At 69.2% G+C, this 24,075-nt stretch carries 22 protein-coding genes; 5 read left to right on the forward strand and 17 right to left on the reverse strand.

Annotated elements, in window-relative coordinates; translation table 11 throughout:
* Positions 1-30: 30 nt before the first annotated feature.
* The 17 genes from P0L94_12840 to P0L94_12920 form a co-directional block, all read right to left on the reverse strand.
* Complete coding sequence (locus P0L94_12840) at positions 31-1,068, reverse strand: hypothetical protein (protein ID WES63344.1); 1,038 nt, start codon at positions 1,066-1,068, stop codon at positions 31-33.
* Positions 1,065-1,640 carry a UGSC family (seleno)protein gene (locus P0L94_12845; GenBank protein ID WES63345.1) on the reverse strand — a complete coding sequence of 192 codons (576 nt, stop codon included), beginning with the start codon at positions 1,638-1,640 and terminating at the stop codon, positions 1,065-1,067. Before P0L94_12845 ends, P0L94_12840 begins: the two co-directional genes overlap by 4 nt.
* 104 nt (positions 1,641-1,744) lie before the next feature.
* Complete coding sequence (locus P0L94_12850) at positions 1,745-2,566, reverse strand: IclR family transcriptional regulator (protein ID WES63346.1); 822 nt, start codon at positions 2,564-2,566, stop codon at positions 1,745-1,747.
* A gap of 214 nt (positions 2,567-2,780) precedes the next feature.
* Positions 2,781-4,370 carry an ABC transporter substrate-binding protein gene (locus P0L94_12855; GenBank protein WES63347.1) on the reverse strand — a complete coding sequence of 530 codons (1,590 nt, stop codon included), beginning with the start codon at positions 4,368-4,370 and terminating at the stop codon, positions 2,781-2,783.
* Positions 4,371-4,443: 73 nt separating this feature from the next.
* The gene (locus P0L94_12860) at positions 4,444-5,220 is read right to left on the reverse strand and encodes an ABC transporter ATP-binding protein (protein ID WES63348.1); all 777 of its coding nucleotides are present in this window, start codon (positions 5,218-5,220) and stop codon (positions 4,444-4,446) included.
* The gene (locus tag P0L94_12865) at positions 5,210-5,686 is read right to left on the reverse strand and encodes an ATP-binding cassette domain-containing protein (GenBank protein WES63349.1); all 477 of its coding nucleotides are present in this window, start codon (positions 5,684-5,686) and stop codon (positions 5,210-5,212) included. The genes P0L94_12860 and P0L94_12865 overlap by 11 nt, the downstream gene beginning before the upstream one ends.
* A 405-nt stretch (positions 5,687-6,091) precedes the next feature.
* Positions 6,092-7,015: an ABC transporter permease gene (locus tag P0L94_12870; GenBank protein WES63350.1), complete on the reverse strand. Its 924-nt coding sequence runs from the start codon at positions 7,013-7,015 to the stop codon at positions 6,092-6,094.
* The gene (locus P0L94_12875; GenBank protein WES63351.1) at positions 7,012-8,016 is read right to left on the reverse strand and encodes an ABC transporter permease; all 1,005 of its coding nucleotides are present in this window, start codon (positions 8,014-8,016) and stop codon (positions 7,012-7,014) included. The genes P0L94_12870 and P0L94_12875 overlap by 4 nt, the downstream gene beginning before the upstream one ends.
* 313 nt (positions 8,017-8,329) lie before the next feature.
* The gene (locus P0L94_12880; protein WES63352.1) at positions 8,330-9,814 is read right to left on the reverse strand and encodes an aldehyde dehydrogenase family protein; all 1,485 of its coding nucleotides are present in this window, start codon (positions 9,812-9,814) and stop codon (positions 8,330-8,332) included.
* Between the two features lie 31 nt (positions 9,815-9,845).
* Positions 9,846-10,769, reverse strand: coding sequence for a sugar phosphate isomerase/epimerase (locus P0L94_12885; GenBank protein ID WES63353.1), 924 nt, complete (start codon positions 10,767-10,769; stop codon positions 9,846-9,848).
* Positions 10,770-10,778: 9 nt separating this feature from the next.
* Positions 10,779-11,549 carry an SDR family NAD(P)-dependent oxidoreductase gene (locus P0L94_12890; protein ID WES63354.1) on the reverse strand — a complete coding sequence of 257 codons (771 nt, stop codon included), beginning with the start codon at positions 11,547-11,549 and terminating at the stop codon, positions 10,779-10,781.
* An 86-nt stretch (positions 11,550-11,635) separates the two neighbouring features.
* Positions 11,636-12,628, reverse strand: a complete 993-nt coding sequence (locus P0L94_12895; protein ID WES63355.1) for a sugar ABC transporter substrate-binding protein — start codon at positions 12,626-12,628, stop codon at positions 11,636-11,638.
* Positions 12,629-12,721: 93 nt separating this feature from the next.
* Positions 12,722-13,711: an ABC transporter permease gene (locus P0L94_12900; protein ID WES63356.1), complete on the reverse strand. Its 990-nt coding sequence runs from the start codon at positions 13,709-13,711 to the stop codon at positions 12,722-12,724.
* Between the two features lie 2 nt (positions 13,712-13,713).
* On the reverse strand, positions 13,714-15,231 hold the full coding sequence (locus P0L94_12905; protein WES63357.1) for a sugar ABC transporter ATP-binding protein: 1,518 nt from the start codon (positions 15,229-15,231) through the stop codon (positions 13,714-13,716).
* Complete coding sequence (locus P0L94_12910; protein WES63358.1) at positions 15,228-16,292, reverse strand: alcohol dehydrogenase catalytic domain-containing protein; 1,065 nt, start codon at positions 16,290-16,292, stop codon at positions 15,228-15,230. Before P0L94_12910 ends, P0L94_12905 begins: the two co-directional genes overlap by 4 nt.
* Positions 16,293-16,318: 26 nt before the next feature.
* Entirely contained in the window at positions 16,319-17,281 is a 963-nt protein-coding gene (locus P0L94_12915) for a transketolase C-terminal domain-containing protein (GenBank protein WES63359.1), read from the reverse strand.
* A complete protein-coding gene (locus P0L94_12920; protein ID WES63360.1) occupies positions 17,281-18,156 on the reverse strand; it encodes a transketolase in 876 nt (291 codons plus the stop codon). Before P0L94_12920 ends, P0L94_12915 begins: the two co-directional genes overlap by 1 nt.
* A 241-nt stretch (positions 18,157-18,397) precedes the next feature.
* Between P0L94_12920 and P0L94_12925 the strand changes: the two genes are divergently transcribed.
* The 5 genes from P0L94_12925 (at position 18,398) to P0L94_12945 (ending at position 24,032) form a co-directional block, all read left to right on the forward strand.
* On the forward strand, positions 18,398-19,897 hold the full coding sequence (locus tag P0L94_12925; protein ID WES63361.1) for an aldehyde dehydrogenase family protein: 1,500 nt from the start codon (positions 18,398-18,400) through the stop codon (positions 19,895-19,897).
* An 86-nt stretch (positions 19,898-19,983) separates the two neighbouring features.
* Positions 19,984-20,538, forward strand: a complete 555-nt coding sequence (locus tag P0L94_12930) for a helix-turn-helix domain-containing protein (GenBank protein ID WES63362.1) — start codon at positions 19,984-19,986, stop codon at positions 20,536-20,538.
* A gap of 258 nt (positions 20,539-20,796) precedes the next feature.
* Positions 20,797-21,663 carry a methylenetetrahydrofolate reductase gene (locus P0L94_12935; GenBank protein WES63363.1) on the forward strand — a complete coding sequence of 289 codons (867 nt, stop codon included), beginning with the start codon at positions 20,797-20,799 and terminating at the stop codon, positions 21,661-21,663.
* Between the two features lie 16 nt (positions 21,664-21,679).
* On the forward strand, positions 21,680-22,564 hold the full coding sequence (purU, locus tag P0L94_12940; GenBank protein WES63364.1) for a formyltetrahydrofolate deformylase: 885 nt from the start codon (positions 21,680-21,682) through the stop codon (positions 22,562-22,564).
* Positions 22,565-22,625: 61 nt separating this feature from the next.
* A complete protein-coding gene (locus tag P0L94_12945) occupies positions 22,626-24,032 on the forward strand; it encodes a hypothetical protein (GenBank protein WES63365.1) in 1,407 nt (468 codons plus the stop codon).
* Positions 24,033-24,075: the final 43 nt, after the last annotated feature.

Raw genomic sequence — 24,075 nt, forward strand, 5'->3', positions numbered from 1 at the left:
AGTCGGTGCCGGGGCCCCGTCGGCGGCGCATCAGCCGACCCGGATCGAGGTCCCCGACCAGCGCCCGAACACGCGGAACACCATCGACATCGCGGCGTTGGCCGAGCCCGCGACGATGATCGGGATGCTCGCGGGCTCGGCATCGGCGAAGACCGGATGGAAGTGATCGTCCGGGAACGGCCCTTCGGGAAGACGGCTGAGCCCCTTGCCCACCGCGGCGAGCTCCGCCTCCGTCCTGCCCGCATGGGCGAACAGCCACGCGCGCACGTCGCGCTTGGTCATGCCGGCCTCGGCGAGGACGCGGGCGTGGTCGGGGTTCATCACGACGCCGACCGAAGCGTGCCGGAAGATCCAGGACCCCGTGCGCTGCATCGTGTCGGCGATGTCGCGCAGCACCTCGACGGGATCGGTGAAGTGCCGGTTGTCGACGAACTCGCACGTGCGCACGAGCATGACGCTCACGCCGCTCTCGCCCTGCGCCAGACCGCCGTCGACGCTCAGCGGCTCCCACGGGCTCGACTCCTCGTCCTCGCCCACGCCCATCGACCAGCGGCCCGGGATGCCCTGCGTCGCCTGCTCGAACTCATGGGGGCGGATGCCGAGCCCGTTGCGGACCGCAAGCCCGATCGCCCGCGGGATCGTGCTGTTCGGACGGAAGCCGGGCCCGAGCACGCCGCCGGCGGAGTTGACGCCGATGTCGTGCCGCAGCGGCCCGTTCACCACGACGAGCGGGGCGGGTCCGCTCGTGCTCTGCCACCCGCCGCCACGGGCGGTGCGGTCGAGGGCGAGCGCGTCCCACGCCGCGATCACGACGGGAAGGAACTCGGGACGGCAGCCGGCCATGATGGCGTGAGTGGCGACGTCGCCGACGGTCAGCGTGCGGCCGAGCTGCTCGTGGCGCACGATGACCTCGTCCGGGTCGCGGTCGGTGTGCGCCAGGAAGTCGGCGCGCGCCTCCTCGGTCGCCGCGAGCGCGGGCAGCCCGTCGGACCACCCACGGTCGAAGACGTACTCCGCGACCGCGGCGGCGATCCGCGGGTCGAGGGTCGCGTCGGTGTCGGAGCTCATCCGATGGCCCCACGCGTCGCGCGGGTCAGCACGTCCGCGACCTGGCCCGACAGATCCCGCGCCCGGTCCAGGATGCCCTCGGCCGTGAGGTTGGCGACGGGGTGCGGCGTGAGCACGATCGGGTGCTCGGGGTCGCCCTTCAGCGCCGCCATGGCACGCGAGGTCGACGAGAACTGCTCGGTGCAGATGACGGCGGCGGGGACTCCGGCGCCTTCGAGCGCGATGGCGTCCGCCACCGCCGCCGCGCTGCACGACCCGCAGTCGCCGACCCCGACCACCACGACGTCGCACTCGCGGATGAGCTCCGCCCGCAGATCGGGGGCCAGCGGCATGGCGAAGTCGTGCTTCACGCGGCGCACCAGCGCGGCCGCACGCCCATCGTCGAGCAGGATCTCCCCCACGGCGTCGAGCATCCGGTCCGCGTTGCGCTTGGTGTTGCTCAGCAGGCCCACGCGGGCGCCGGCCAGCTGCTCGGGTCGCGTCGCGCGCGGAGCCGACGGTGCCCCGCCGCGGACGCTGATGTCCGTCGGGTCGATGATCCCGGGTGTGGATCGTGTCGTCGTAGGGGACATGTCCGGGCCCTCCGCCTTCGCTCGCCTCCCCCACTATGGGCGCGGGTCGACGCGAGCGCAGAGTGCTCCTTCCGCTCCACGGAACACTGCGCTCGCGCGCTCGATCAGGCCGGCATCGCGTGCCGGCGGCGGAACTCCCGCGCGTTCTCGCTCATGCGGATCGGCCGGTTGTCGCTGAGAGCCCGCGACGCCCGTGCCGCGGTGGACCGCACGAGGTCGACGTACGCGGCCGGGTCGTGATGCTCGAGGAAGTAGATGAGTCCGACGGCGGCGACGACGTCGCCGTCGGGGCCGACGACCGGCGCCGCGACCGAGCCGGCGGTGACGGTCAGGGTCCCGCTCGTGACCGCGTAGCGCTCCGTGCGCACGCGCTCGAGGATCTCGCGGAACCGATCAGGCTCCGTCACCGTGGAGGGCGTGTAGCGCCGCAGGGGGGCGCTGAGGTATTCGTCGACGACCTCGTCGGGTGCGAATGCCAGCAGCACCAGCCCGGCCGCCGCCACATGCAGGGGCAGCTGACCGCCGATGCGGTTCTGGCCGGTGTAGTTGGGGTGCGGGCGCAACGCCTCGAGATAGAGCAGGCTGCGCCCGTCGCGCACGGCGAGATTCACCGTCATGTTGGTGCGGCGGTGGATGTCGATGAGGTGCGGCAGAGCCCGCTCGCGCAAGCGCAATCCGTTCGTCGAGCTCGACGCGAGCTCGAGGATCTTGGGGCCGAGGCGGTAGCGGCCGGTGTCGTCGACCTCGAGCCCGTCCCACGCGAGGAGCTCCTGCACGAGCCGGTGCGTCGTGGACAACGACAGCCCCGCGTGCCGGCTGATCTCCGAGAGGGTGAGGTGTCCGTCGCTGCGCGTGAAGGCGCCGAGGAGGGCGAGCAGGCGCCCCGCCGCGGTGAGCTTGGTCGCTTCCTCGGATGATGTGGACATGGCCTCTCCTCACGCCGGCGCGAATGATCGCGGCGCCTGGGGACGATCCCGGCGGCGCCGCGATGCGCACCCCCTCAGGACAGCCCCCGGACCCCGGCGCGTGCGACCGGTCTTCCACCTGACGGAAGACCGGTCGACATGCGCGTCTCGAGGACTGCGGGCATGCCAAGGGGTGGGCGCGCCGGCGGCGCGTCCACCCCATCGGGTGTCGGGTTCACCCGGTCAGCGTCATGGTCGTCCATGGCACCAGGTTGGTCATCGGCTGCGGGTCCAGCAGCCCCTCCCAGCGCGTCGTGTTCACCGTCGGATAGGCACCGTAGTACCACGTGAGCGGAGCGTAGAACATGAGCTCGTTCGCGCGGGCCTGCAGGTCGCGCAGATGTGCGCCGCGCTGCTCTCGGTCGGTGGTCATGAGTGCCCCCTCGGCCGCCGCCTGGATCTGGTCGTCGCAGATCTGCGACGGGTTCGCCGCCGCGCGGCGATCGGGGTTGCACTCGTACCAGCGCACGATTCCCGTGCTCGGGTCTGCACCCACCGTCGAACGCAGGAAGGCCAGGTCGAAGTCGCTCTCGGTGTACACCTTCTCGGTGAAGACCGAGCCGGACTCCCCGATCAGGTTCAGCTCGATGCCGACCTCCGCCAGCTGCGACTTGATCAGCTCCGCGCTCGCAGCCACCTCGGACAGCTCCGAGATGAAGCGCCCGTCGAGCGTGAAGCGCGTCCCGTCGTCACCGACGGGATAGCCCGCGTCGTCGAGCGCGGCGCCGATCGCGTCGAGGTCGCGCGGGAAGTCGCTGTCGAAGTTCACATCGGTGTTCACGGCCCACTCCAGCCCGGGCGGGAAGAAGCCCTGCGCGGTGGTGCCCAGGCCTTTCAACGCGACGTCGGTGACGGCATCCCGGTCGATCGCCGCGAAGACGGCCGCGCGGACATCGACGGTGTCGAGCGGCGCCGCGCCGCCGTTGAACATGACCACGACGTCCTGCGAGAAGAACCCGCGCTCCATCAGGTGGAGCGCGTCGTCCTCGTTCACGCGGTCCTGCTGCGCGGCGTCGATGTCGGCGCGGTCGATCTCGCCTGCGAACAGGGCCACCGCGCGGCTGTTCGGGTCGGCCAGGATCGGGTACACGGCGCGGTCGACCTGGACGGTGCCGTCCCAGTAGTCCGGGTTCTTCACCAGGACGACCTGCTCGCCCGACGTGTACGAGTCGAACATCATCGGCCCCGTGCCGATCGGCTCGATGTTGGCCTGGTTGGTCACGTAGTCGGTGCCCTCGTAGATGTGCATCGGCACCATGTACTGCTGCGCCACGGTCTCGAGCACCGGGCCGAAGACCGAGCCGAAATGCACGACGACCGTGCGCTCGTCGACGATCTCGGTGTCGTCGATCGCCGACGCCAGCCGCGAGCCGAACGTCTGCAGCTCGACGATCTCGTCGAAGTTGAACTTCACGTCCTCGGCAGTGAAGGGCTCGCCGTCGTGCCACACGACTCCCTGCCGCAGGTGCAGCGTGAGTTCGAGGCCGTCGTCGCTGAGCTCCCAGCTCTCCGCCAGACCGGGAGTGAGCTCTCCGGCGTCGTCGACCCGGATCAGCGGGTCCATGATCTGCGCGCTGAACATCGACGGCGTCGCGCCGCTGACCAGCTGCGCGTTCAGCCCCATCGGGTCGTCGGCGATCGCCTGGATGTAGACGACCTCTTCGGCCGGCTGCTCGTCGGCGGACGCCGAGCATCCCGCCACCGCGAGCGCCGCCGCCGCGAGGACCGCGGCCGCCCCGTACTTCCTTCTCCTGTGATCGTTCACCGTTCTCTGCCTCTCTGCATGGGTGGACGCGAGTCCGTGTTCGGGTGGTGTTCAGTTGTGGATGGCACGCGGCTCACGTGAGCACGGGCGCCGCCGCGAGGAGCGTCCGCGTGTACGGATGCTGCGCTGCGAGGAAGATCTCGGCCGTCGTGCCCTCTTCGACGATGCGGCCGTCCTTCATGACGTAGACGTCGTCGGCGACCTTCTCGACGACGGGCAGGTCGTGGGTGATGAAGACGTAGCCGACGCCGAGCTCGGTCTGCAGATCCCGCATGACCTTGAGCACGCCGGCCTTGACCGACGCGTCGAGGGCCGAGACCGCCTCGTCGGCGACGATCACGCGCGGCCGCAGCACGATCGCGCGGGCGATGAGCACACGCTGGCGCTGCCCGCCGCTGAGCTCGTGGGGATACCGGTCGAGGAACTGCTCGGCGGGGGTCATGCCGACCAGCGCGAGGGCGTCGGCCACCGTCGCGCGGACCGCTTCGCGCCCGTGGGCGATGCCGTGCAGCCGGACGACCTCGCCCACGGCCTGCTCCACGCGCTTGCGGGGGTTCAGCGACCCGGCAGGGTCCTGCAGGACCGCCTGCACCTGTCGCCGGTAGGCGGTCATCTGCGCGCGGCCCATCGATGCCACATCCACGCCGTCGCACTCGATCGCGCCGCCGGACGGATCGAGGAGCCCCAGCAGAAGACGCGCCAGCGTGCTCTTGCCGCTGCCGCTCTCGCCGACGATCGCGACGAAGCGTCCCGGCTCGGCGACCACGCTCGCTTCGCGCACGGCGTGCACCGGCGCCGCTCCACGGCGGCCGCGGAACACCTTCGAGACGTTCTTGGCCTCAAGAAGCATGAGCCACCTCCTCGGCGATGCTGCGGCGCAGCGCGGGCGGGATCGAGTACAGATCGACCTCGGCATCCGTGAGACTGCGGACGCTCCGCAGCAGCGCGCGCGTGTACGGATGCTGCGGGTCGTGCAGGACCTGATCGGTCGGGCCCGTCTCGACCACGACGCCGCCGTACATGACGCAGATGCGGTCGGTCATGGCGGCGACGACCGCGATGTCGTGGGAGATGAGGATGAGCGACGTGCCGAGGTCCGACACCGCATCGCCGAGTGTCTTGAGCACGCGCGCCTGGACGGTCGCGTCCAGCGCCGTCGTGGGCTCGTCCGCGATGATCAGGTCGGGCTGCTTCGCGATGGCGATGGCGATGAGCACGCGCTGACGCATGCCGCCGCTGAGCTCGTGGGGGAATCGCTCCGCGATCGCCTCGACGTCTTCGAGGGTCTGCCAGGCGCAGGGCGCGATGCACGGCACCGCGTCGCGACTCCGCCTGACGGCGCGGCAGCGACTCGGCCACCTGCCTGCCGATCTTCATCGTCGGGTTCAGGAACGTCAGGGGGTCCTGGAAGATCATGCTGATCGTCGACCGGCGCACCTCGTCCCACGCGGCGCGGGGGGCGCCCAGCATCTCGCGACCGCGGATGCGGACCGATCCCTCCACGCGCACGCGCGGCGAGGTGGGGAGAAGGCCCGAGATCGCGCGGCCCGTGACGGACTTCCCCGAACCGGACTCGCCGACGATCCCGACGCGCTCGCCCTCGCCGACGACGAGATCGACGGAGCGGACGGCGGTGACCTCTTCGCGGTCGCCGGTGGGCAGGACCACGTGCAGTCCCGCCACCTCGACCAGCGGCGCCGGCTGCGGTTGTGCGGACGGAATCACTTGACCCTCCCGACGGTCGGATTGAAGGCGTCGTTCATGCGGTCGCCGAGGATGTTGATCGACAGGACGGTGAGGAAGATGAGGGCGCCGGGGAACAGGGCCAGCCACCATCCGTCCTGCATGTACGACTGCGCGGAGTTCAGCAGCGCACCCCAGCTGGGATTGTTCGCGTCGCCGACGCCGAGGTACGCCAGCCCCGACTCGATGAGGATCGCGCGCCCGACGGTCATGCTCGTCGCCACCAGCACCGGCGGCATCGCGTTGGGGATGACATCCGACCAGATGATGCGGGGCCCCCGGAAACCCGCGGCCTTCGCCGACTCGACGTAGCCGAGCTGCGAGATGCGCATCGCCTCGGCGCGCGCGATGCGCGCCACGGCCGGCCACATCGTGATGGCGAGGATCGCGACGATGACGAAGACGTTGGAGCCGAGGAGCGCCGCCGCCACGAGGGCGAGCACGAGACCGGGCAGCACCTGGAAGAACTCCGCGACCTTGACCAGCGCGGTGTCCATGAATCCGCCGTAGTAGCCCGCGAGCCCGCCGACCACGACGCCGATCGTCATGCACAGCAGCGCGACGCTGATGCCGACCAGCAGCGACACCTGCCCGCCGTTGACGACACGCGCCAGGTAGTCGCGTCCCAGGAAGTCGGTGCCCATGGGGAACTCCGCGCTCGGCGGCTGGAGCACCGGGTACGCCGCTGCCACCGGGTCGCCGACGAAGGCCGGGCCGATGACCGAGACGAGCGTGATGATCGCCATCAGAGGCAGGAAGACGAGCGTCGACGGCGCCCGCAGGAACGCGCGCCACGCCGACGCCCGCGTGCCCTTCGTGCGCTCGGTGCGGATCGGCTCGGTCGCGGGGGCCGGCTCGGGTGCCTGATCGACCGGCGTCTCGATGCTGCTCTGCGTGCTCATGCGCTGGCCTCCGTGCTGGTCATCGCGGGTTCGGGCCGACGCGAGAATCGGGCGCGCAGGCGGGGGTCGACCATGCCGTAGACCACATCGGTCAGGAGGTTGACGACGATGATCGTGACCGTCATGACGATGACCACGCCGAGCACGACCATGTTGTTCTGGCGGTGGATGGCGTCGATGAAGAGCAGCCCCATGCCGGGCCAGCCGAAGACGCTCTCGATGAGCGCCGACCCGGCGAAGATGAAGCCGAGGCTGTAGCCGGCGACCGTGACCATCGGCAGCAGCGCGTTGGGCATCGCGTGTCGCCACAGGATCCGCTGCGACGACAGGCCCTTCGATCGTGCGGTGTCGATGAAGTCCTGTCCGAGCGATTCGATCATCGACGAGCGCATGATGCGCGCCTTGAACGCGAGTTCGCTCGTCGCCATCGTGATGACGGGGAGCACGAGGTACTGCCACTCGATGCCGGGCTGTCCGTACGGGCTCTTGCCCTGGGTGGGGAGCCATCCCAGCCACAGCGAGAACACCATGATGAGCATCATCCCGAGCCAGAAGTTGGGCACCGAGAAGAAGGCGACGGATGCGGCGGAGATGCCGCCGTCGAGCCACCGGCGGCGCGTGCGCGCGGCGATCGAGCCGAGCACGATGCCGCCGATCGTCGACAGCACGAAGGCCGGGATCGCGAGCGCCAGCGTGTTGCCCGCGCGGCTGAGGATCAGATCCAGGACCGGCTCGTTGTTCGTCCCGAAGGAGTAGCCGAGGTTCCCGGTCAGGACGTTGCCGAGGTACGAGAAGTACCTCACCCACGCCGGCTGGTCGAGGCCGTACGCCGCGACGATCTGCTCGCGGAACTCCGGCGACAGCGGGACGTCGCCCACGAGCGTCTGCACCGGGTCGCCGGGGGCGATCTCGAGCAGGAAGAAGAGGACGGTGATGACCGCGAGGAACAGCAGGAAGCTCGACAGCAGAAGCCGGCCGATGTAGAGGACGAGTGCCTTCATGCCCGCCGATCCCTCCGTGTGCGCGAGGCCGTGGACTCACGCGTCCGGGATCATCGCCGTCGATGTCCTCTTCGACCTGACGGTCGGGCCGCTCCGGGGATCGGTCCGTCCGTGTGCGCTACACGATCGTCGGGGCCGCGATCGATCACCAACGGATGCTTCCGCGGTGCGGAACACTGCGTGCGCACGGAGACGGGGTCCACCGCCTCAGCGTGCCGTGTCCCACTTCTGGTCGCCTGCCGCTGTCGCGGCCGACCAGAAGTGGGACACGTGCCTCAGCGGAAGACCCCGTGTCTCGAGGGAGCGCGGATTTCTAGAGCGGGAACTGCCCCGGCTCGCGCCGCATCGTGATCCAGCGCGTCTCGGTGAACGCGTCGATGTTCGCCTGCACGCCGCCGTGCCGCGAGCCGGTGCCCGACGAGCCCGTCCCGCCGAACGGCGTGTTCGCCTCGTCGTTGACCGTCTGGTCGTTGATGTGGACGATGCCCGTCGGGATCTGCTGAGCCAGCTCCCATCCGGCGAGCGCGTCCTTGGTGACGATGCCGAGCGAGAGCCCGTAGTCGGTCTCGGAGGCCAGCCGCACCGCCTCGTCGTCGGTCGCGTACGACACCACGGTGGCGACCGGGCCGAACATCTCGTCGCAGTACGCCGGCGCGTCGGTGGGGATGTTCGCGAGCACGGTCGGACGGTAGAAGAGCCCTTCGTAGGTACCGCCCGCGCGCAGCTCGGCGCCCGAGGCCACGGCATCCTGCACGAGCGAGTGCACGCGGTCGCGCTGCACCTCGTCGATCAGCGGCCCGAGATGCACCGGGCCGGCGGCCGGATCGCCGACGACCATGGAGTCCGCCTTCGCCGCGAGCTTGTCGACGTACGCGTCGAACACCGACTCGTGCACGATGTGCCGACCGACCGTCATGCAGATCTGCCCCTGGTGGAGGAACGATCCCCACGTGGCGAGGTTCACCGCCTGATCGACGTCGGCGTCGGCGCGGATGATGAACGCGGAGTTGCCGCCGAGCTCGAGGTGCGCGCGCTTGAGGTGCTTGCCCGCGTGCTCGCCGACGCTGCGGCCGGCCCGCGTGGAGCCGGTGAACGCGATGACGCGCACGTTGGGGTCCTCGACCATGGCCTGGCCGACGTCCGCGCCGCCGGGGACCAGCTGCAGGAGCCCCGGGGGGAGCCCCGCCTCTTCGAAGATGCGCACGAAGGAGACGCCTCCCGTGATCACGGTCCGCGGATCGGGCTTGAGCAGCACCGCGTTCCCCAGCGCGAGGGCCGGGGCCACGGCCCGGATCCCGAGGATGAGCGGCACGTTGAACGGGGAGATGACGCCGACGACGCCGACCGGCACCTGCTGGGTCATCGACAGGCGCGGCTCCTCGCTCGACAGCACGGTGCCGAGGGGGGCCGACGGCAGCGCGGACGCCTCGTAGCATTCCGCCGCCGTAACGTGCAGGGCGAAACCCGCCAGCGGCGGGATGGCGCCGACCTCGCGGATGTTCCAGCCCGAGATCTCTTCGGCGTACTGCTCCCACAGCATCCCGGCCTTGCGAAGCACCGCCGCGCGGGCGGGATGCGGCAGCGCCGCCCACTCCTTCTGCGCCTCGGCGGCGCTGCGGGCCGCGCGCGCGACGTCCGCAGGACCGGCCAGCCCGACGGCGGCGATCGCCTCGCCGGTAGCCGGCGCGACGGAGTCGATGGACCCGCCCTCGCCGTCGACCCACTCGCCGTCGATGTGGATGCGGCCCTCGAAGGCCGCCGGATCGATGAGGACGTCGGTGTCCTGGATGATCGTCATGGATTCTCCTTGTCGATGTGCAGCGCGGATCTCACACCGTCTGCGGAATGGGGCCGGTGGCGCCCCGCGCCAGCCGCTGGGCACGCCGTCCCACGGTACTGGCGGCCCATCCCTGACGGATGACGCCGATCGCGTCGCGTGCGATGACGGCACCATCGTCGTAGGTCTCGCGCCAGATCGCCAGCATGTCGGCGACGGGTTCGGCCATGAGCGGGCGCGAGAACGACTCGAGCCCGAAGCGCCCTTCGTAGCCGTCGTCGAGCGCCTGGCGCACGACGTCTGCGACCGGCACGGTGCCCTGGCTCAGCAGACCGCGCCCGGACTGCCCGAGCTCGAGGAACGCCAGTCGCGGGAGCGCGGTCCGGATGGCCGCGCTCATGTCGGCCTCTTCGACGGCCATGTGGAACGTGTCGAGATGTATGCGCAGGTGGTCGGATCCGCTGAACTCGACATACCGCATCGCCTGGTCGGCGGTGTTCACGAAAGAGGTCTCGTAGCGGTTGAGGACCTCGAACGTGAGCGTGACCCCTCGCTCGTGCGCCTCGTCCGCGATGATCCCGACGTTCTTCGCCGATCGCTCGATCGCGTCGGCGCCGGTCGGTCCGCCGGCCCCGAAGGGTGCGTAGGGGACGCCGTTGAGCTGGTCCGCCCCGAGCGCGACCGTGAAGGCGAGCGCATCGCGCAGCGCGGCGAGCCCGGCCTCGCGCACGTCGGGGTCCGGCGACGAGACGTCGGCCTCCGGCGTCTGACCGCACATCGCGATGGCGTCGAGACCGCGGGCGGCGATCGCCTCACCGAGGCTCTCGGCCAGAGCGAGGTCCGGCGGCACGGGCGGCAGCACCACCCGGCGATATCCGGCCTCGGCGATCGCGTCGAGCACCGCCGGCACCTCGTCACCGGAGGGATCGGGCACGAGCGCGCTGAGGTGGCACGCGATGTCCAGTTCGAAGGTCATGCTCGCCTGCTAGAAGACCGGCAGATCGAGCCGCTGCTTGAACACCGAGTAACCGTCGTCGACGTGCACGACGGTTCCGTTGATGACGTTGGCCTCGTCCGAAGCCAGGAACGCCACGACGTTGGCGATCTCCTCGGGAGCGGTCATCTTGTTGCGCAGCTGCTCGGACGCGAAGGTCGCCTTCAGCTCGTCGGAGAACTGGTTGATGATGGGCGTCGCCACGCGCCCGGGCGTGATCGCGACGGCGCGCACGCCGTATTCGGCCAGCTCGTACGCGGCCGAGCGCGTGAACGAGATCACCGCGGCCTTGGCCGCGCTGTACGTGAACGACAGCTCGGCGGCCTGCTCGCCGTAGATCGACGACGTCGAGATGATGACGCCGCCGGTGCCCTGCTTCTTGAACTGCCGTCCCGCGGCGAGGATGCCGTAGTAGACCCCGTCCTGATCCACCCGGATCATGGGGTCGTAGTCGGTGGCCGGGTCCTGATCCAGCAGGGGCGTGCCGCCGGCGATGCCGGCGTTGTTGAAGATGACGTCGAGCTTTCCGAAGGCGTCGACCGCGCTCTGGACGGCGGCCTCCACTTCGGCGAGCTTCGACACGTCGACGCCCACGGCGACGGCGCTGCCGGGCTCGAGGCCGTCGACGACCTCTTGGGCCCGCTCGAGGTTGATGTCGGCGACGGCGACCTTCGCGCCCTCGGCGATGAACTTCTCGACCGTCGCCAGTCCGATTCCGCTGGCGCCGCCCGTGATGAGGGCGACCTTGTCCTTCAAACGCATGCGCGTTCCTCTTCTCTGCCTCGCTGCAGGTGGATGTCGGGGAGGGGGATCGGCGGGGACGCATCGCGCGCCCCCGCCGATCGGTGTCACTCGAGCTGGTCCGACGGGGTGATGTCGGCCGCGTTCGACTCGGTCACGAGCGTCGTGTCGACCGTCTCGAAGTTGTTCGCGGGCATCGTGCCGGAGTTCTGGTACTCGACGATCGCCGCGATGACGTCCTCGTTGATCGAGGGCCACGGCTGCTCGATGGTGGCGAGCATCGTCCCCGCCTGGATGGCGGCGATGGACTCGGCCACCGCGTCGACGCCGGTCACGAACGCCGACGAGCCGGCCTCCTGGACGGCCTGCGAGGCGCCGAGGGCGGCGTCGTCCCACCCGACCCACACGGCGTCGAGGCCGTCCGGGTTGGCGGCAAGGTAGTCGGCCACGAGCGCGAGCGCCTCGGTACGGCCGCTCGCGGGCGACTTCACCTGCTGGATCTCGCCACCGGCGAGCTCTGCACCGGCGGCGACCAGGTCGTCGGCGGCGAGGTTGGAGCGCATGCGGATGCCCGGGTGCGGGTCGTGCCCGATGACCATGATGTTCTTGCCCTCGAGGCCGCCCAGCGCGTCCGAAATGGCGCCCAGGGTCTGGTCCACGATGCCCTGCTGGTTGGTCGTGATGTTCAGCGCGAAGGCGTCGGTCGCCTCGGTGCCCGAGTCGATCGCGAAGATCGGGATGCCGGCGTCGTTCGCGGCCGTGATGATCGAGCCGATCGACGCGTAGTCGGTGTACCCGTCGAAGACGGCGTCGGCGCCCTGGCCGATCGCGCTCTCGACGGCGGGGTTCATCTTCTGGAAGTCGAAGTCGCCCTGGATCATCGTGAGATCCCAGCCGAGCTCCTCGGCCTGCGCTTCGACGGACTTGACCCACCACGCTCCGATGGGGGTCTGGTTGCCCGAGGTGAAGGCCACCACGCGGAACGGCTCGTCGCCGCTCCCGGTGTCGCCTCCGCTGTCGCCGCCGGACGACGAGCACCCGGTCAGCGCGAGGGCTGCCACGGCGGCGACTGCCGCCATTGCCTTGAAAGACCTACGCATGTCTACTCCTTTGTCACTGCGTTTCTTCTTGGTGCGACGAGCGGGAGCTCGCCGGGTTCGGTGCGGCGAACGGGTGTCCGCTGCAATGGGTCGCTAGCGTTCTCGGCTTCGGAGTCCCGACAGCGTCACCGCGGCCACGATGATCAGGCCCGTGATGACCTGCTGGATGTAGGCGTTGACGCCCAGGATGTTGAGGCCGTTGGCCAGGACGCCGATGATCATGACGCCGATCATCGTGCCGACGAGGTTGGCGGCCCCGGACCGGGCGATCGTCATGCCGAGGAACACCGCGGCGACGGCGAACATCATGTTGTTGCCGTCCTGGGTGGCGCTGGCGCTGCCGAGCCGCGCGGCGAGCAGGATGCCGCCGAGGCCCGAGACGGTGCCGGCGAGCACGAAGGCGATGAGGCGCACGCGCCGCACGTTCACGCCCGACAGGCGCGACACCTCGTGGTTGCCGCCGACGGCGTACCAGCGCCGGCCGATCGTGGTGTAGCGCAGCACGAACCATGTGGCGACCGCGACGACGACCGCGAAGTACACCGGCAGCGGGATCTCGAACAGCCGCCCCTGCCCGAGCGCGTTGAACTCCGGCGGGAAGTTGAACAGCGTCGTGCCCCCGGTCACGAGGTAGCTGATGCCGATGACGGATGTCATCGAGGCGAGCGTCGCGACGAACGCCGACACTTTCAGATACGCCACGAGATAGCCGTTGAAGAGGCCGATGAGCGTGCCGACGACCAGCCCCGCGATGATCGCGATCGGGATCGGCGTCCCCCCGAGCATGAGCGCGGCGGAGGTGGCTCCCGCGAGGGAGGAATTCGCGCCGACCGACAGGTCGAAGTCGCCGACGACCATCACCATCGTCTGCGCCGCCGCGATGATCGCGAGGATCGAGACCTGATAGAGGATGTTCCGGACGTTGGTGAACCCCAGGAACACGTCCGGTCGCATCAGGAAGAAGAACAGGATCAGCGCGATCAGGGCGACGAGCGTCCCCGCCTGCAGCATCCACTTCCCGGCGTTCGATGCGTGGCCCATCACGACCGTGCTGGTCGTCGGGGCCTTGTCGTTGTTCGTCATGGTCACTTTCCGGTCTTTCCGTAGCAGTAGGCGAGAAGGACCTCTTCGTCCGCATCCTCGGCGGGGACCTCGCCCGATATCCGCCCCTCGTGCATGATGATGATCCGGTCACTCATCCCGATGAGCTCGGGCAGTTCGGAGCTGACGACGATGATCGCCGTTCCGTCCTCTGCCAGTCGCCGGATGAGCCGGTAGATCTCGGCCTTCGTGCCGACGTCGATCCCCCGGGTGGGCTCGTCCATGAGCAGCACGCGCGGCTTGCGGGCGAGCATCTTGGCGAGCACGACCTTCTGCTGGTTGCCGCCCGAGAGCTCCCCGACGTGCTGGCGGGGACTGCGCGCCTTGATCTTGAGGTCCTCCATGCCGCGCTTGGCGATGTCGATGATGCGGCCGCCCGCGACCACACCGGATGTGCTCACCGACGCCAGGTTGGCGATGGCGATGTTGTCCTGGATCGACGCCTTCAGCATCACGCCCTGGCTGCGCCGCTCCTCGGGGACGAGCGCGACGCCCGCCTCGAGCGCGCGGGCGACGCCCGGGGAGTGCGGCAGGGTCTCGTCGCCCACGGCGATGGTGCCGTGGACGTGCTTCTGGGCGCCCGACAGGATGCGCAGCAGCTCGCTGCGCCCCGCCCCGGCGAGTCCGCCGACGCCGAGCACCTCACCGGCGTGGACCTGGAGCGAGACGTCCTGCACGCGACGTCCGGTCAGCCCCTCGACGGTCATGACCGGCTTGCCGATCGAGGTCGCCCGCGCCGGGAACAGCTCGTCGGCGTTGCGGCCGACCATGGTCGAGATGACCTCGTCGACGTGCGACTCGGCCACATCTTTCGTGACGATCGTCTGGCCGTTCCGCATGATCGTCAGCCGATCGCACAGCTCGAAGACCTCCTCGAGCCGGTGCGACACGTAGAGGATCGCCACGCCCTGGTCGCGCAGACCCCGCAGCACCGCGAACAGGTCGACGATCTCGGTGTCGGTGAGCGAGGCTGTCGGCTCATCGAGGATGAGGATCTTCGCGTCGGTCGCGAGCGCCCGGGCGAAGGCCACCATCGTCTGCTGCACCGGCGACAGCTCGAAGCCGAGCTTGCCGAGCGGGATCTTCTTGTTGATCTTGTCGAGCTGCTCCTGGGCACGCTTGCGCAGCGCCCCCCACTGCACGATGCCGCCGCTCGTCGGGGTCTGCTCACCCAGCAGGATATTCTCGGCGACGCTGATGGTCGGGATGATCGACAGCTCCTGATAGAGCGCGACGATGCCGGCGTCGTTGGCTTCGCGCACGTTGTCGAACTCGGCCTTCTCGCCGCGCACCCTGATCTCACCGGCGTCCGGCTCGTACAGACCGGTCAGAACCTTGATGAGGGTGGACTTTCCGGCCCCGTTCTCGCCCAGCAGGGCGTGGATCTCGCCGGGGCGCACGTCGAGGCGCGCGTTGTCCAGCGCATGGACGCCCTCGAACCGCTTGACGATGCCGCTGGCCTCGAGGGCGAGCGTGCCGGAAGCCGGGACCGGGTCGCTCATGACACCACGTCCGCGACGTCGTTGCAGCGGATCACGACCTTGGGATAGATGCCGCTGACGTGCACCTCGAACGCCTTCTCGGCGCGCTCGAGCGGGAAGACCGCCTCGGTGAGCTCGTCGACGTCGAGGTGCGGCAGCACCTGCAGCGCCCGCGGGAACGCGTACGGCGAGACGAACACGCCCGTCAGCGTGAGCTCCTTGAGGTACAGGTAATCCGACAGGTTCAGCGGCATCTCGAAGTCGTGCGGGTACATCGCCCCGTAGACGACCATGCCCCCCTTGGCCGCGATGTCGAGCAGGCCCTTCACCGCACGCGGCGAGCCCGAGGCGTCGATCACGACGTCGTACCCCCGGCCGTCGGTGATCTCGTCGGCGCGCTCGAACTGGTTCTCGTTCACGGGGTCGACGGCGAATTCGGCACCGTGGCGCAGGGCCATCTCGCGACGCTCGGCGATCGGCTCGATCATCGTCAGGGACGTCGCGCCGTACATCTTCATCACCTGGAGCGCGAGCTGGCCGATCGGGCCGCCGCCGCAGACCGCGACGCGGTCGCCGACCCGGATGCGGGTCTTGTCGGCGATGCGCACGGCGACCGAGGTCGGCTCGAGCAGGCACCCCTTCAGCAGCGACACGTCGTCGGGCAGCTTGTACACCTGGGACTCGTGCCACACGATCGTCTCGGCCATGCCGGGCCGGTTGTAGTCCTGGATGTTCTCGCAGAACTGCTGCGCGCCGGCCTGACAGGGTCGGCAGGTGCCGCAGAACATCAGGAAGTTCCCGGCGACACGATCGCCCACCTGCAGTCCGTTGCGGTGCGCGCGCTCGCCCAGCTCCTCGATGACGCCCGAGATCTCATGGCCGAGCCCGATCGGCACATCGGTGCCGAAGAACCCTTCGGCAAGGTGCGGGTCGGATCCGCAGATCGCGGCATAGGCGACGCGGATGCGGACGTCCTCCGGCCCGAGCGGCTGGTCGGGGAAGTCGACCACGCCGACCCTGCCCCGCGTGGCTTCGTCGGGGTCGCGCAGACTGCCGATCTTGGTGACGGCGACTGTTCTCATCGTTCTCTCCGTTGAGCGGATGCGGTTCAGGATGCGGCGAGCACGCGGCGGGTGGCGGCGATGGTCGCCTCGAGGCCGTAGCCGTACTTGTCGCGCAGCTGCTCGTCCTCGCCGAAGCCGGCGTAGACCTGCGGGATGCCCAGGCGCTCGAAGCCCTTCAGGCACACGCCGCGGTCGGCCAGCACGTCGGCGATGCGCGACGCGAGGCCGCCGTACGCCAGGTGGTCCTCCAGGACGACGAACCGGCCGCCGGTCTCGTCGGCGCACTGCAGGATGAGGTCCTCGTCGATCGGCTTGAGCGTGAACATGTCGACGACGCGGATCGAGCGACCGTCCTCGGCGAGCTTGTCGGCGGCCTCGAGCGCCTGGGCGACCGTGGTCCCGTGCGTGAAGATCGTGGCATCCGTGCCCTGCCGGGCGACGATGCCCTTGCCGATGCGCACCTCGTGCTCACCGGGCTCGTACAGCACCTTGTCCTTCTTGCCGACCGCGAGGCGGATGTACAGGGGGCCCTGCATCGTCATGGACTGGCGCAGGATCTCGCCCACCATCAGCGGGTCGCCGATCGAGGTGACGGTCATGTTCGTCAGCGAGCACATCAGCGACAGGTCCTCGACCGCGTAGTGGGTCGACCCGCCGTTGCCGACGAGGCCGCCGTGCGTGCCGATGATCTTCACGGGCAGGTTGGGGTAGCAGACGTCCGTGCGCACCTGCTCGAGGGCTCGCATGCTCAGGAAGGGCAGCATGCCCGAGACGACCGGGATGTTGCCGTCGTACGCGAGACCGGCGGCGATCCCGACGCTCACCTGCTCGGCGAGGCCGACGTCGAGGAAGCGGTCGGGGTACTTGTCGCGGAACTCCACGAGCGTCGCCCCGATGTCGGGGGTGATGACCCACAGGTTCTCGTGGGTCTCGCCGAGCTCGGCGAGGGTCGACCCGATGACCGATCGGGCACCGAGGAACTCACCGAAGGTGAAGGTGACAGGCATCAGACGCTCTCCTTCTTGCGGGTGGACTCGAGGGCGGCGAGGGCGCGCTCCAGGTCGGCGGCGCCGAGGGATCCTGCGTGCCAGGCGAGGTTGTGCTCCATGAAGTCGACGCCCTTGCCCTTGACCGTGTCGGCGATGACGACCGTCGGGCGGTCGCTGTCGGTCGCCGGCAGCGCATCGATCGCCTCGACCAGCTGGCCCATGTCGTGGCCGTCGACCTCGACGACGTTCCAGCCGAAGGCCCGCCACTTGTCGGGGTAGGGCTCGAAGACGACGCGCTCCTCGGCGAAGCTCGTCATGAGCTGACGGTTGCGGTCGATGAAGGCGACCAGGTTCCCGAGCTCGTTGCTGCGGGCGGCCATCGCGGCCTCCCACACGCTTCCCTCACCGGTCTCGCCGTCGCCGAGCAGGCACACGACGCGGTGGTCCTCGCGGCGGTGGCGGGCGCTGAGCGCCATGCCCACGGCCAGCGGCAGTCCGTGGCCGAGCGATCCGGTCGAGCACTCGACGCCGGGCAGCTGCACCTTGCAGGGGTGCATGCCGTACGCACTGTCGAGCTGGCCGTAGGTCTCGACGATGCCCTCGTACGAGAAGAACCCGCGCATGGCCATGGCGATGTACATGCAGACGGCTGCGTGGCCCTTGCTCAGCACGAAGCGGTCGCGCGCCGGGTTGGCGATGTCGTCGGGATCCACGCGCAGGCCGTAGTGGTACAGCGCGGTGAAGACGTCGGCGGCCGACAGGTCTCCGCCGATGTGGACGGCTCCCTCGTACGTCCCGCACAGCTGCAGCAGCTTCGTGCGGAGTTCGAACGCGAGGTCCTCGAGATCTTCGACGCTCGGGCGGGGTCCCGTCGCCAGGGTATGCGTACCCATCCATGCCTCCTCGTTGAGTTCACGAAGGGCCGATCGGATGCTGCGGGAGCAGGTCTCCGTCGACTCTCACTCGTGCGTCCCGGCGGCTTCACCGGGGCGACGCGAGTGACGCTAGCACAATCTGATTTACTCGTAAACAGGAATAGTTCTAAACCTGTTGACATCCCTTCCGACCGGAGGGATGCTCGAAGGAGCGGCGACGCTGCAGTCGGCGCGAGAGACACAGAGAGGTGCGATTTCGATGACGGACACCCTGAGCACGGCCGCGGGAGTGCGGACCGGCTTGTTCATCGGCGGGGAGGAGCGATTCACCGCCGACACCCTGAAGATCGCGGACCCCGGCAAGCCCGGCGTCATCGTCGGCGAGGCCGCAGCGGCGTCCGCCGAGGATGTCGCCGACGCCGTGGCGGCCGCGAACGCCGCCTTCCCGGCCTGGGCGGCCCTGTCGGCGCAGGAGCGCGCGGCGAAGATGGCCGAGGCGATCGCCGGCATCGCGGACGACCGCGATGAGGACGCGGCGATCCTGTCGCAGGAGAACGGCAAGATCCGGATGGAGGGCTGGATCGACGCCCTCGTGTTCGAGATCCGCTGGAACCTCGCGCTCATGCTCGCAGACGAGGTCGACAAGGGCCACACCCTGCCGGTCGTCCCCGGGGCGATCCCCGTCTCGACCGAGGTGGCCTACCAGCCGCTGGGCGCCGTGACGGTCATCGTGCCGTTCAACTGGCCGATCGCGATCCTGGGTGCTTCGCTCCCGCACGCGCTGCTGGCGGGCAACACCGCGATCGTGAAGCCGCCGCCCTCGGCGCCCCTGGCCACGACCCGCGTCGTGCAGCGCGTCGCCGAGAAGCTGCCGCCCGGCGTCCTGAACGTCGTGACCGGCAAGGACGAGAACATGGGCGCGCTGATCCAGAACACCGACATCGCCAAGGTGTGCTTCACCGGATCGGTCAACGGCGGCAAGCGCATGATGGAGATGGCCTCCAAGACGCTGACCCGCGTGACCCTCGAGCTGGGCGGCAACGACGCGGCGGTGTTCCTCGAGGACGCCGTCCTCGACGACACCCACCTCGACCGGCTCTACGCGGCGATCTTCGACACCACCGGCCAGATCTGCATGAACGCCAAGCGCATCTACGTGCACCGCTCACGCATGGACGAGGTCGTCGACGGTCTCGCCGCCCGGCTGGACAAGGCCGTCATCGGCTACGGACTGGACGAGGGCACCACCATGGGCCCGCTGCACCAGCCGGCGCAGAAGGCGTTCGTCGAGGAGATCATCCAGGAGGCCAAGGACGCGGGCGCCGACGTGCGCGAGTACGGGACGCTGCCCGGCGGCGACATGGCCGGCGGCAACTTCCTGCGGCCCGCGATCGTGGTCGACCCCGATCACAGCCTTCGCGTCGTGACGCAGGAGCAGTTCGGCCCGGTCATCCCGATCATCCCGTTCGACACCGAGGATGAGGCCGTCGCGCTCGCCAACGACACCTGGGGCGGCCTGTGCGGCAGCGTCTGGACCGACTCGCCCGAGGCCGCCAGCCGCGTCGGCTCGCAGCTGGAGTGCGGGTACGTGTGGGTCAACGACCACGGCGCGACGCGCCTGGACCTGCGCGCCCCGTTCGGCGGCATGAAGCAGTCCGGGTTCGGACGCGAGCAGGGCATCGAGGGCGTCCGCGCCTTCCAGGACACCCGATCGATCGCCACGATCGATCCCGACGCCCTGGCGGCCATGGCCCACTGAGGCCACGACGCACGTGGGGCACTGCGCTCGGACGAGACGCGGTGCCCCACGTTCGTCTGACAGACTCGACCCACGAAAGGAGCGGCATGTCCACTGACGTCGTCGAGCCCCCGCGGCCGCCTCTTCCGCCCGGAACGATCGTCGAACCGCTCGAGGTGACCATCGACCCCGAGTCGTTCACGCCGCGCCTCCTCGCCCTGCTCTCGAACGCGCTGGTATGGCGCGAGTCGCACGAGCTGCGTCGACGCTTCGGCCTGGGCACGAACGAGTGGCGCGTGATCTCCGCTCTCGCAATGCGACCCGGCTGCTCGGCCACCGAGCTCTCGGAATTCCTCGCCGTGAACAAGGCGATCGTCTCCAAGAGCGTGAACGTCCTCGTGCAGCGCGATCTGCTGGTGCTCTCGGACGGCCCGCGCGGGTCGCGGCCGTTGTACCTGTCGGTCGACGGGGCCGAGATGCACGACCAGATGATGCCGGTGTCGATGCGCGGCCAGGAGCTCATCCTCTCGCACGTCGCGGAGGAGGATGTCGAGCACTTCAACGCGCTGCTCCACCGCATGCTCGAGGAGCTGCGCGACCTCCAGATCGTCGAGCGCACCCTCGCCCGGTCCGCCGCCCTCGAACACGAACACGAGGCCTGATCCGCGGCTCCGCCGTTGGAGGCGACGTCACGCCGGCGTCCTGCACGACGCGCGCACATCGCAACGCCAAACCGAGCGAACGACGACCGCGCGCTTCCGATCAGCGGAATCCTCAGATCATCGAGTCGCACTCAGCACGGATACTGACGACGGACCGGACCGTGGTGATTTACCTATGGACATTCCCTATGCACATAGGTATTGTGATCCACGGAAGCGCAACGAGGCGCTCCGGCTGAGAACGAAGGGCTCCCACCAGTGACCAGCACCGCTCACTCCCACACCGCCGCTGCCATCGACCTCGTCGAGGGCTTCTCGCTCGAGATGACGGGCAAGGATGTCCCGGGTCTGCAGGAGGCGGCGCACGCGATCCCGGCGGGGACGAAGATCAATGTGACGTTCCTCGGGAACGAGGATCTCGATATGCGGGTGGCCGCGGCCAAGGCCGTGAAGGATCTCGGGTTCACCCCGGTCCCGCACATCTCCGCGCGGCGCCTGGGCAGCCAGGCGCAGCTCGAGGAGTTCCTCGGCCGGCTGCAGGAGGTCGGCGCGACCGAGCATGTGTTCGCCGTGGGCGGCGACCCGGCCGAGCCCGAGGGCCCCTATCCCGACTCGTTGAGCGTGATCCGAACCGGGATCCTGCAGCAGTACGGCGTCAAGGAGGTCTCGATCGCGGGCTATCCCGAAGGACACCCCGACATCAAGACCGATGTGCTGTGGCGCCACCTCGACGACAAGGTCGCCTCGCTGGGGGAGCAGAACCTCGACTGCACGATCCTCACGCAGTTCGCGTTCGACACCGACCCGGTGATGTCGTGGATCGACGCCGTCCGGGCCCGCGACATCACGGCCACGATCCGCATCGGTACGCCGGGGCCCGCCGGCATCAAGCGGCTGATCAACTTCGCCCGCCGGTTCGGCGTCGGCGCGAACGCGATGATCGTCAAGAAGTACGGCTTCTCGCTCACCAACCTGATGGGCACCGCGGGCCCGGACCGGTTCGTCACCGACCTGTCCGGCCTGCTCGAAGCCGATGAAGCCTCCGGGACGGTGAAGCTGCACATGTACACGTTCGGCGGACTGCTCGCGACGGCCGACTGGGCGCGCGACTTCGTCGCGAAGTGACCGGGAGAGAGTTCGCATGCCGATCCATCACGAGTCCCTGAAGGACCACGCCTGCCTGACCGTCCACGGCCCCGACCAGGCGGGCCTGGTCGCCGCGGTCACCGCACTGGTCACCCGCAACAAGGGCAACATCGTCACCCTGGACCAGTACTCCTCGAACCCCGAGGGCGGCGACTTCTTCCAGCGGGTGGTGTTCCACCGCCCCGACCTCGCCGCCGCGATGCCCGACATCGAAGCCGATGTCGCCAAGACCCTGAAGCCGTTCGGGATGCAGTTCACGCTGACCGACCAGTCCATCCCGAAGCGGATGGCGATCCTGGTGTCCACGTCGGACCACTGTCTGCTGGAGCTGCTGTGGCGTCACCGGCGCGGCGAGCTGCCCGTGACGATCCCGATGGTGATCTCCAACCACACCAACACCGCCGAGGACGTCCGCACGTTCGGGATCCCGTTCTTCCACGTCCCCAGCCAGGGGCCGGACAAGTCCGAGGCCGAGGCGAAGATCCTCGAGCTCGTGAAGGACAACGTCGACTTCATCGTCCTCGCCCGCTACATGCAGATCATCAGCGAGGACTTCCTCGACAACGTCGGCGTCCCCGTCATCAACATCCACCACTCGTTCCTTCCCGCCTTCATCGGCGCAGCCCCCTACCGCAAGGCGAGGGAGCGGGGCGTGAAGCTGATCGGCGCCACGTCGCACTACGTCACGAAGGACCTCGACGAGGGCCCCATCATCGAGCAGGACGTCGCCCGCGTGAACCACGCCATGACCGCCGGAGACATGCAGGCCCGCGGCGCCTACGTCGAACGCGCCGTCCTCAGCCGTGCCGTCCAATGGCACGCCCAGGACCGCGTCATCCGCCACGGCAACCACACCATCGTCTTCACCGACAGACCCTGACGCACGCGGCGGCAGGCCGCGACTCACCAGAGAACCACCAACGAACAGAGAGGTTCATCCCATGGCTGAAAACCTTCAGCAGCTGCTCGACCAGACCAACCCGGTCGAGCTGCTCCGCAACTCGCAGATCGGGTCGTACATCTACCCGGTCGTGCCCGCGGACTTCCAGAACTGGATCAAGGAGCAGAAGGCCTGGCGCGACACGTCGGTGCTCTACGACCAGTCGCACCACATGGACAACGTGTTCCTGCGCGGCTCCGACGCCATCAAGCTGATCAGCGACACCGCGATCAACTCGGTCGCCAACTTCCCCGTCAACAAGGCCAAGCAGTATGTGCCGACCACGGCGTCCGGCCACGTCATCGGCGACGGCATCCTCTTCCGCGAGGCCGAGGACGAGTACGTCTACGTCGGCCGCGCACCCGCCTCGAACTGGCTGATGTACCACGGCGAGACCGGCGGCTACGCCAACCTCGAGGTCGAGGTCGACCGCCGCTCGCCCTCGCGTCCCTACGGCGACGCGGTCGCCCGCCGCTACTACCGCTTCCAGATCCAGGGCCCCACCGCGTGGCAGGTCATCGAGAAGCTCAACGGCGGCCCGCTCGAGCAGCTGCGCTTCTTCAGCATGTCGACGATGCAGATCGGCGGCATGAACGTCCGCACCCTGCGTCACGGCATGGCCGGCGCCCCGGGACTGGAGATCTGGGGACCCTACGAGGACCACCACCGCATCCGCGACCTCATCGTCGAGGCGGGCGCCGAGTTCGGCCTCGTCCCTGTGGGATCGCGCGCCTACCCCTCGAACACACTCGAGTCGGGGTGGATCCCCTCGCCGCTGCCGGCCATCTACTCCGGGGCCGAGGAGGCGGGCTACCGCAAGTGGCTCGGCGTCGACAGCTACGAGGCCACCGGCACGCTCGCCGGATCCTTCGTGTCGGATGACATCTCGGACTACTACCTGACCCCGTGGGAGCTCGGGTACGGCTCGTTCGTGAAGTTCGACCACGACTTCATCGGCCGTGACGCGCTCGAGAAGGTCGACCCCGAGACGCAGAAGCGCAAGGTCACGCTGGCGTGGAACCCCGAGGACGTCACGAAGATCTTCGCGTCGCTGTTCGACACCGAGGGCGAGAGCTACAAGTTCTTCGACCTGCCGCTGGCCAACTACGGGTCGGCGAACTACGACGCCGTGAAGGATGCCGCCGGCAACGACATCGGGTTCTCGATGTTCACCGGCTACAGCTCCAACGAGAAGCGCGCGCTCTCGCTCGGCACGGTCAACCCCGACGTGCCCGAGGGCGCCGAGGTCACGGTCGTGTGGGGCGAGCCGAACGGCGGCACCAAGAAGGCCTCGGTCGAGCCGCACAAGCAGCTCGAGGTCCGCGCGGTCGTCTCGCCCGTGCCGTACTCGACGGTCGCACGCCAGACCTACCACGGCGGCTGGCGCACCGGCTACAAGGAGTCCTGACCCATCAGCTCGGGGGAGGGCGGACGCGCGCGCGTCCGCCCTC

Origin of the sequence: Microbacter sp. GSS18 (assembly GCA_029319145.1) — a bacterium.
Classification (GTDB): Bacteria; Actinomycetota; Actinomycetes; order Actinomycetales; family Microbacteriaceae; genus Microbacterium.

What these genes read in the sequence shown, in the direction of transcription:
- P0L94_12850 (WES63346.1), bottom strand. Translation starts at nt 2,566, where the DNA reads ATGTCCACATCATCCGAGGAAGCGACCAAGCTCACCGCGGCGGGGCGC.
- P0L94_12945 (WES63365.1), top strand. Translation starts at nt 22,626, where the DNA reads ATGGCTGAAAACCTTCAGCAGCTGCTCGACCAGACCAACCCGGTCGAG.
- P0L94_12885 (WES63353.1), bottom strand. Translation starts at nt 10,769, where the DNA reads ATGACCTTCGAACTGGACATCGCGTGCCACCTCAGCGCGCTCGTGCCC.
- P0L94_12920 (WES63360.1), bottom strand. Translation starts at nt 18,156, where the DNA reads ATGGGTACGCATACCCTGGCGACGGGACCCCGCCCGAGCGTCGAAGAT.
- P0L94_12895 (WES63355.1), bottom strand. Translation starts at nt 12,628, where the DNA reads ATGCGTAGGTCTTTCAAGGCAATGGCGGCAGTCGCCGCCGTGGCAGCC.
- P0L94_12870 (WES63350.1), bottom strand. Translation starts at nt 7,015, where the DNA reads ATGAGCACGCAGAGCAGCATCGAGACGCCGGTCGATCAGGCACCCGAG.
- P0L94_12910 (WES63358.1), bottom strand. Translation starts at nt 16,292, where the DNA reads ATGAGAACAGTCGCCGTCACCAAGATCGGCAGTCTGCGCGACCCCGAC.
- P0L94_12840 (WES63344.1), bottom strand. Translation starts at nt 1,068, where the DNA reads ATGAGCTCCGACACCGACGCGACCCTCGACCCGCGGATCGCCGCCGCG.
- P0L94_12915 (WES63359.1), bottom strand. Translation starts at nt 17,281, where the DNA reads ATGCCTGTCACCTTCACCTTCGGTGAGTTCCTCGGTGCCCGATCGGTC.
- P0L94_12905 (WES63357.1), bottom strand. Translation starts at nt 15,231, where the DNA reads ATGAGCGACCCGGTCCCGGCTTCCGGCACGCTCGCCCTCGAGGCCAGC.
- P0L94_12875 (WES63351.1), bottom strand. Translation starts at nt 8,016, where the DNA reads ATGAAGGCACTCGTCCTCTACATCGGCCGGCTTCTGCTGTCGAGCTTC.
- P0L94_12925 (WES63361.1), top strand. Translation starts at nt 18,398, where the DNA reads ATGACGGACACCCTGAGCACGGCCGCGGGAGTGCGGACCGGCTTGTTC.
- purU (WES63364.1), top strand. Translation starts at nt 21,680, where the DNA reads ATGCCGATCCATCACGAGTCCCTGAAGGACCACGCCTGCCTGACCGTC.
- P0L94_12860 (WES63348.1), bottom strand. Translation starts at nt 5,220, where the DNA reads ATGCTTCTTGAGGCCAAGAACGTCTCGAAGGTGTTCCGCGGCCGCCGT.
- P0L94_12880 (WES63352.1), bottom strand. Translation starts at nt 9,814, where the DNA reads ATGACGATCATCCAGGACACCGACGTCCTCATCGATCCGGCGGCCTTC.
- P0L94_12930 (WES63362.1), top strand. Translation starts at nt 19,984, where the DNA reads ATGTCCACTGACGTCGTCGAGCCCCCGCGGCCGCCTCTTCCGCCCGGA.
- P0L94_12900 (WES63356.1), bottom strand. Translation starts at nt 13,711, where the DNA reads ATGACGAACAACGACAAGGCCCCGACGACCAGCACGGTCGTGATGGGC.
- P0L94_12845 (WES63345.1), bottom strand. Translation starts at nt 1,640, where the DNA reads ATGTCCCCTACGACGACACGATCCACACCCGGGATCATCGACCCGACG.
- P0L94_12890 (WES63354.1), bottom strand. Translation starts at nt 11,549, where the DNA reads ATGCGTTTGAAGGACAAGGTCGCCCTCATCACGGGCGGCGCCAGCGGA.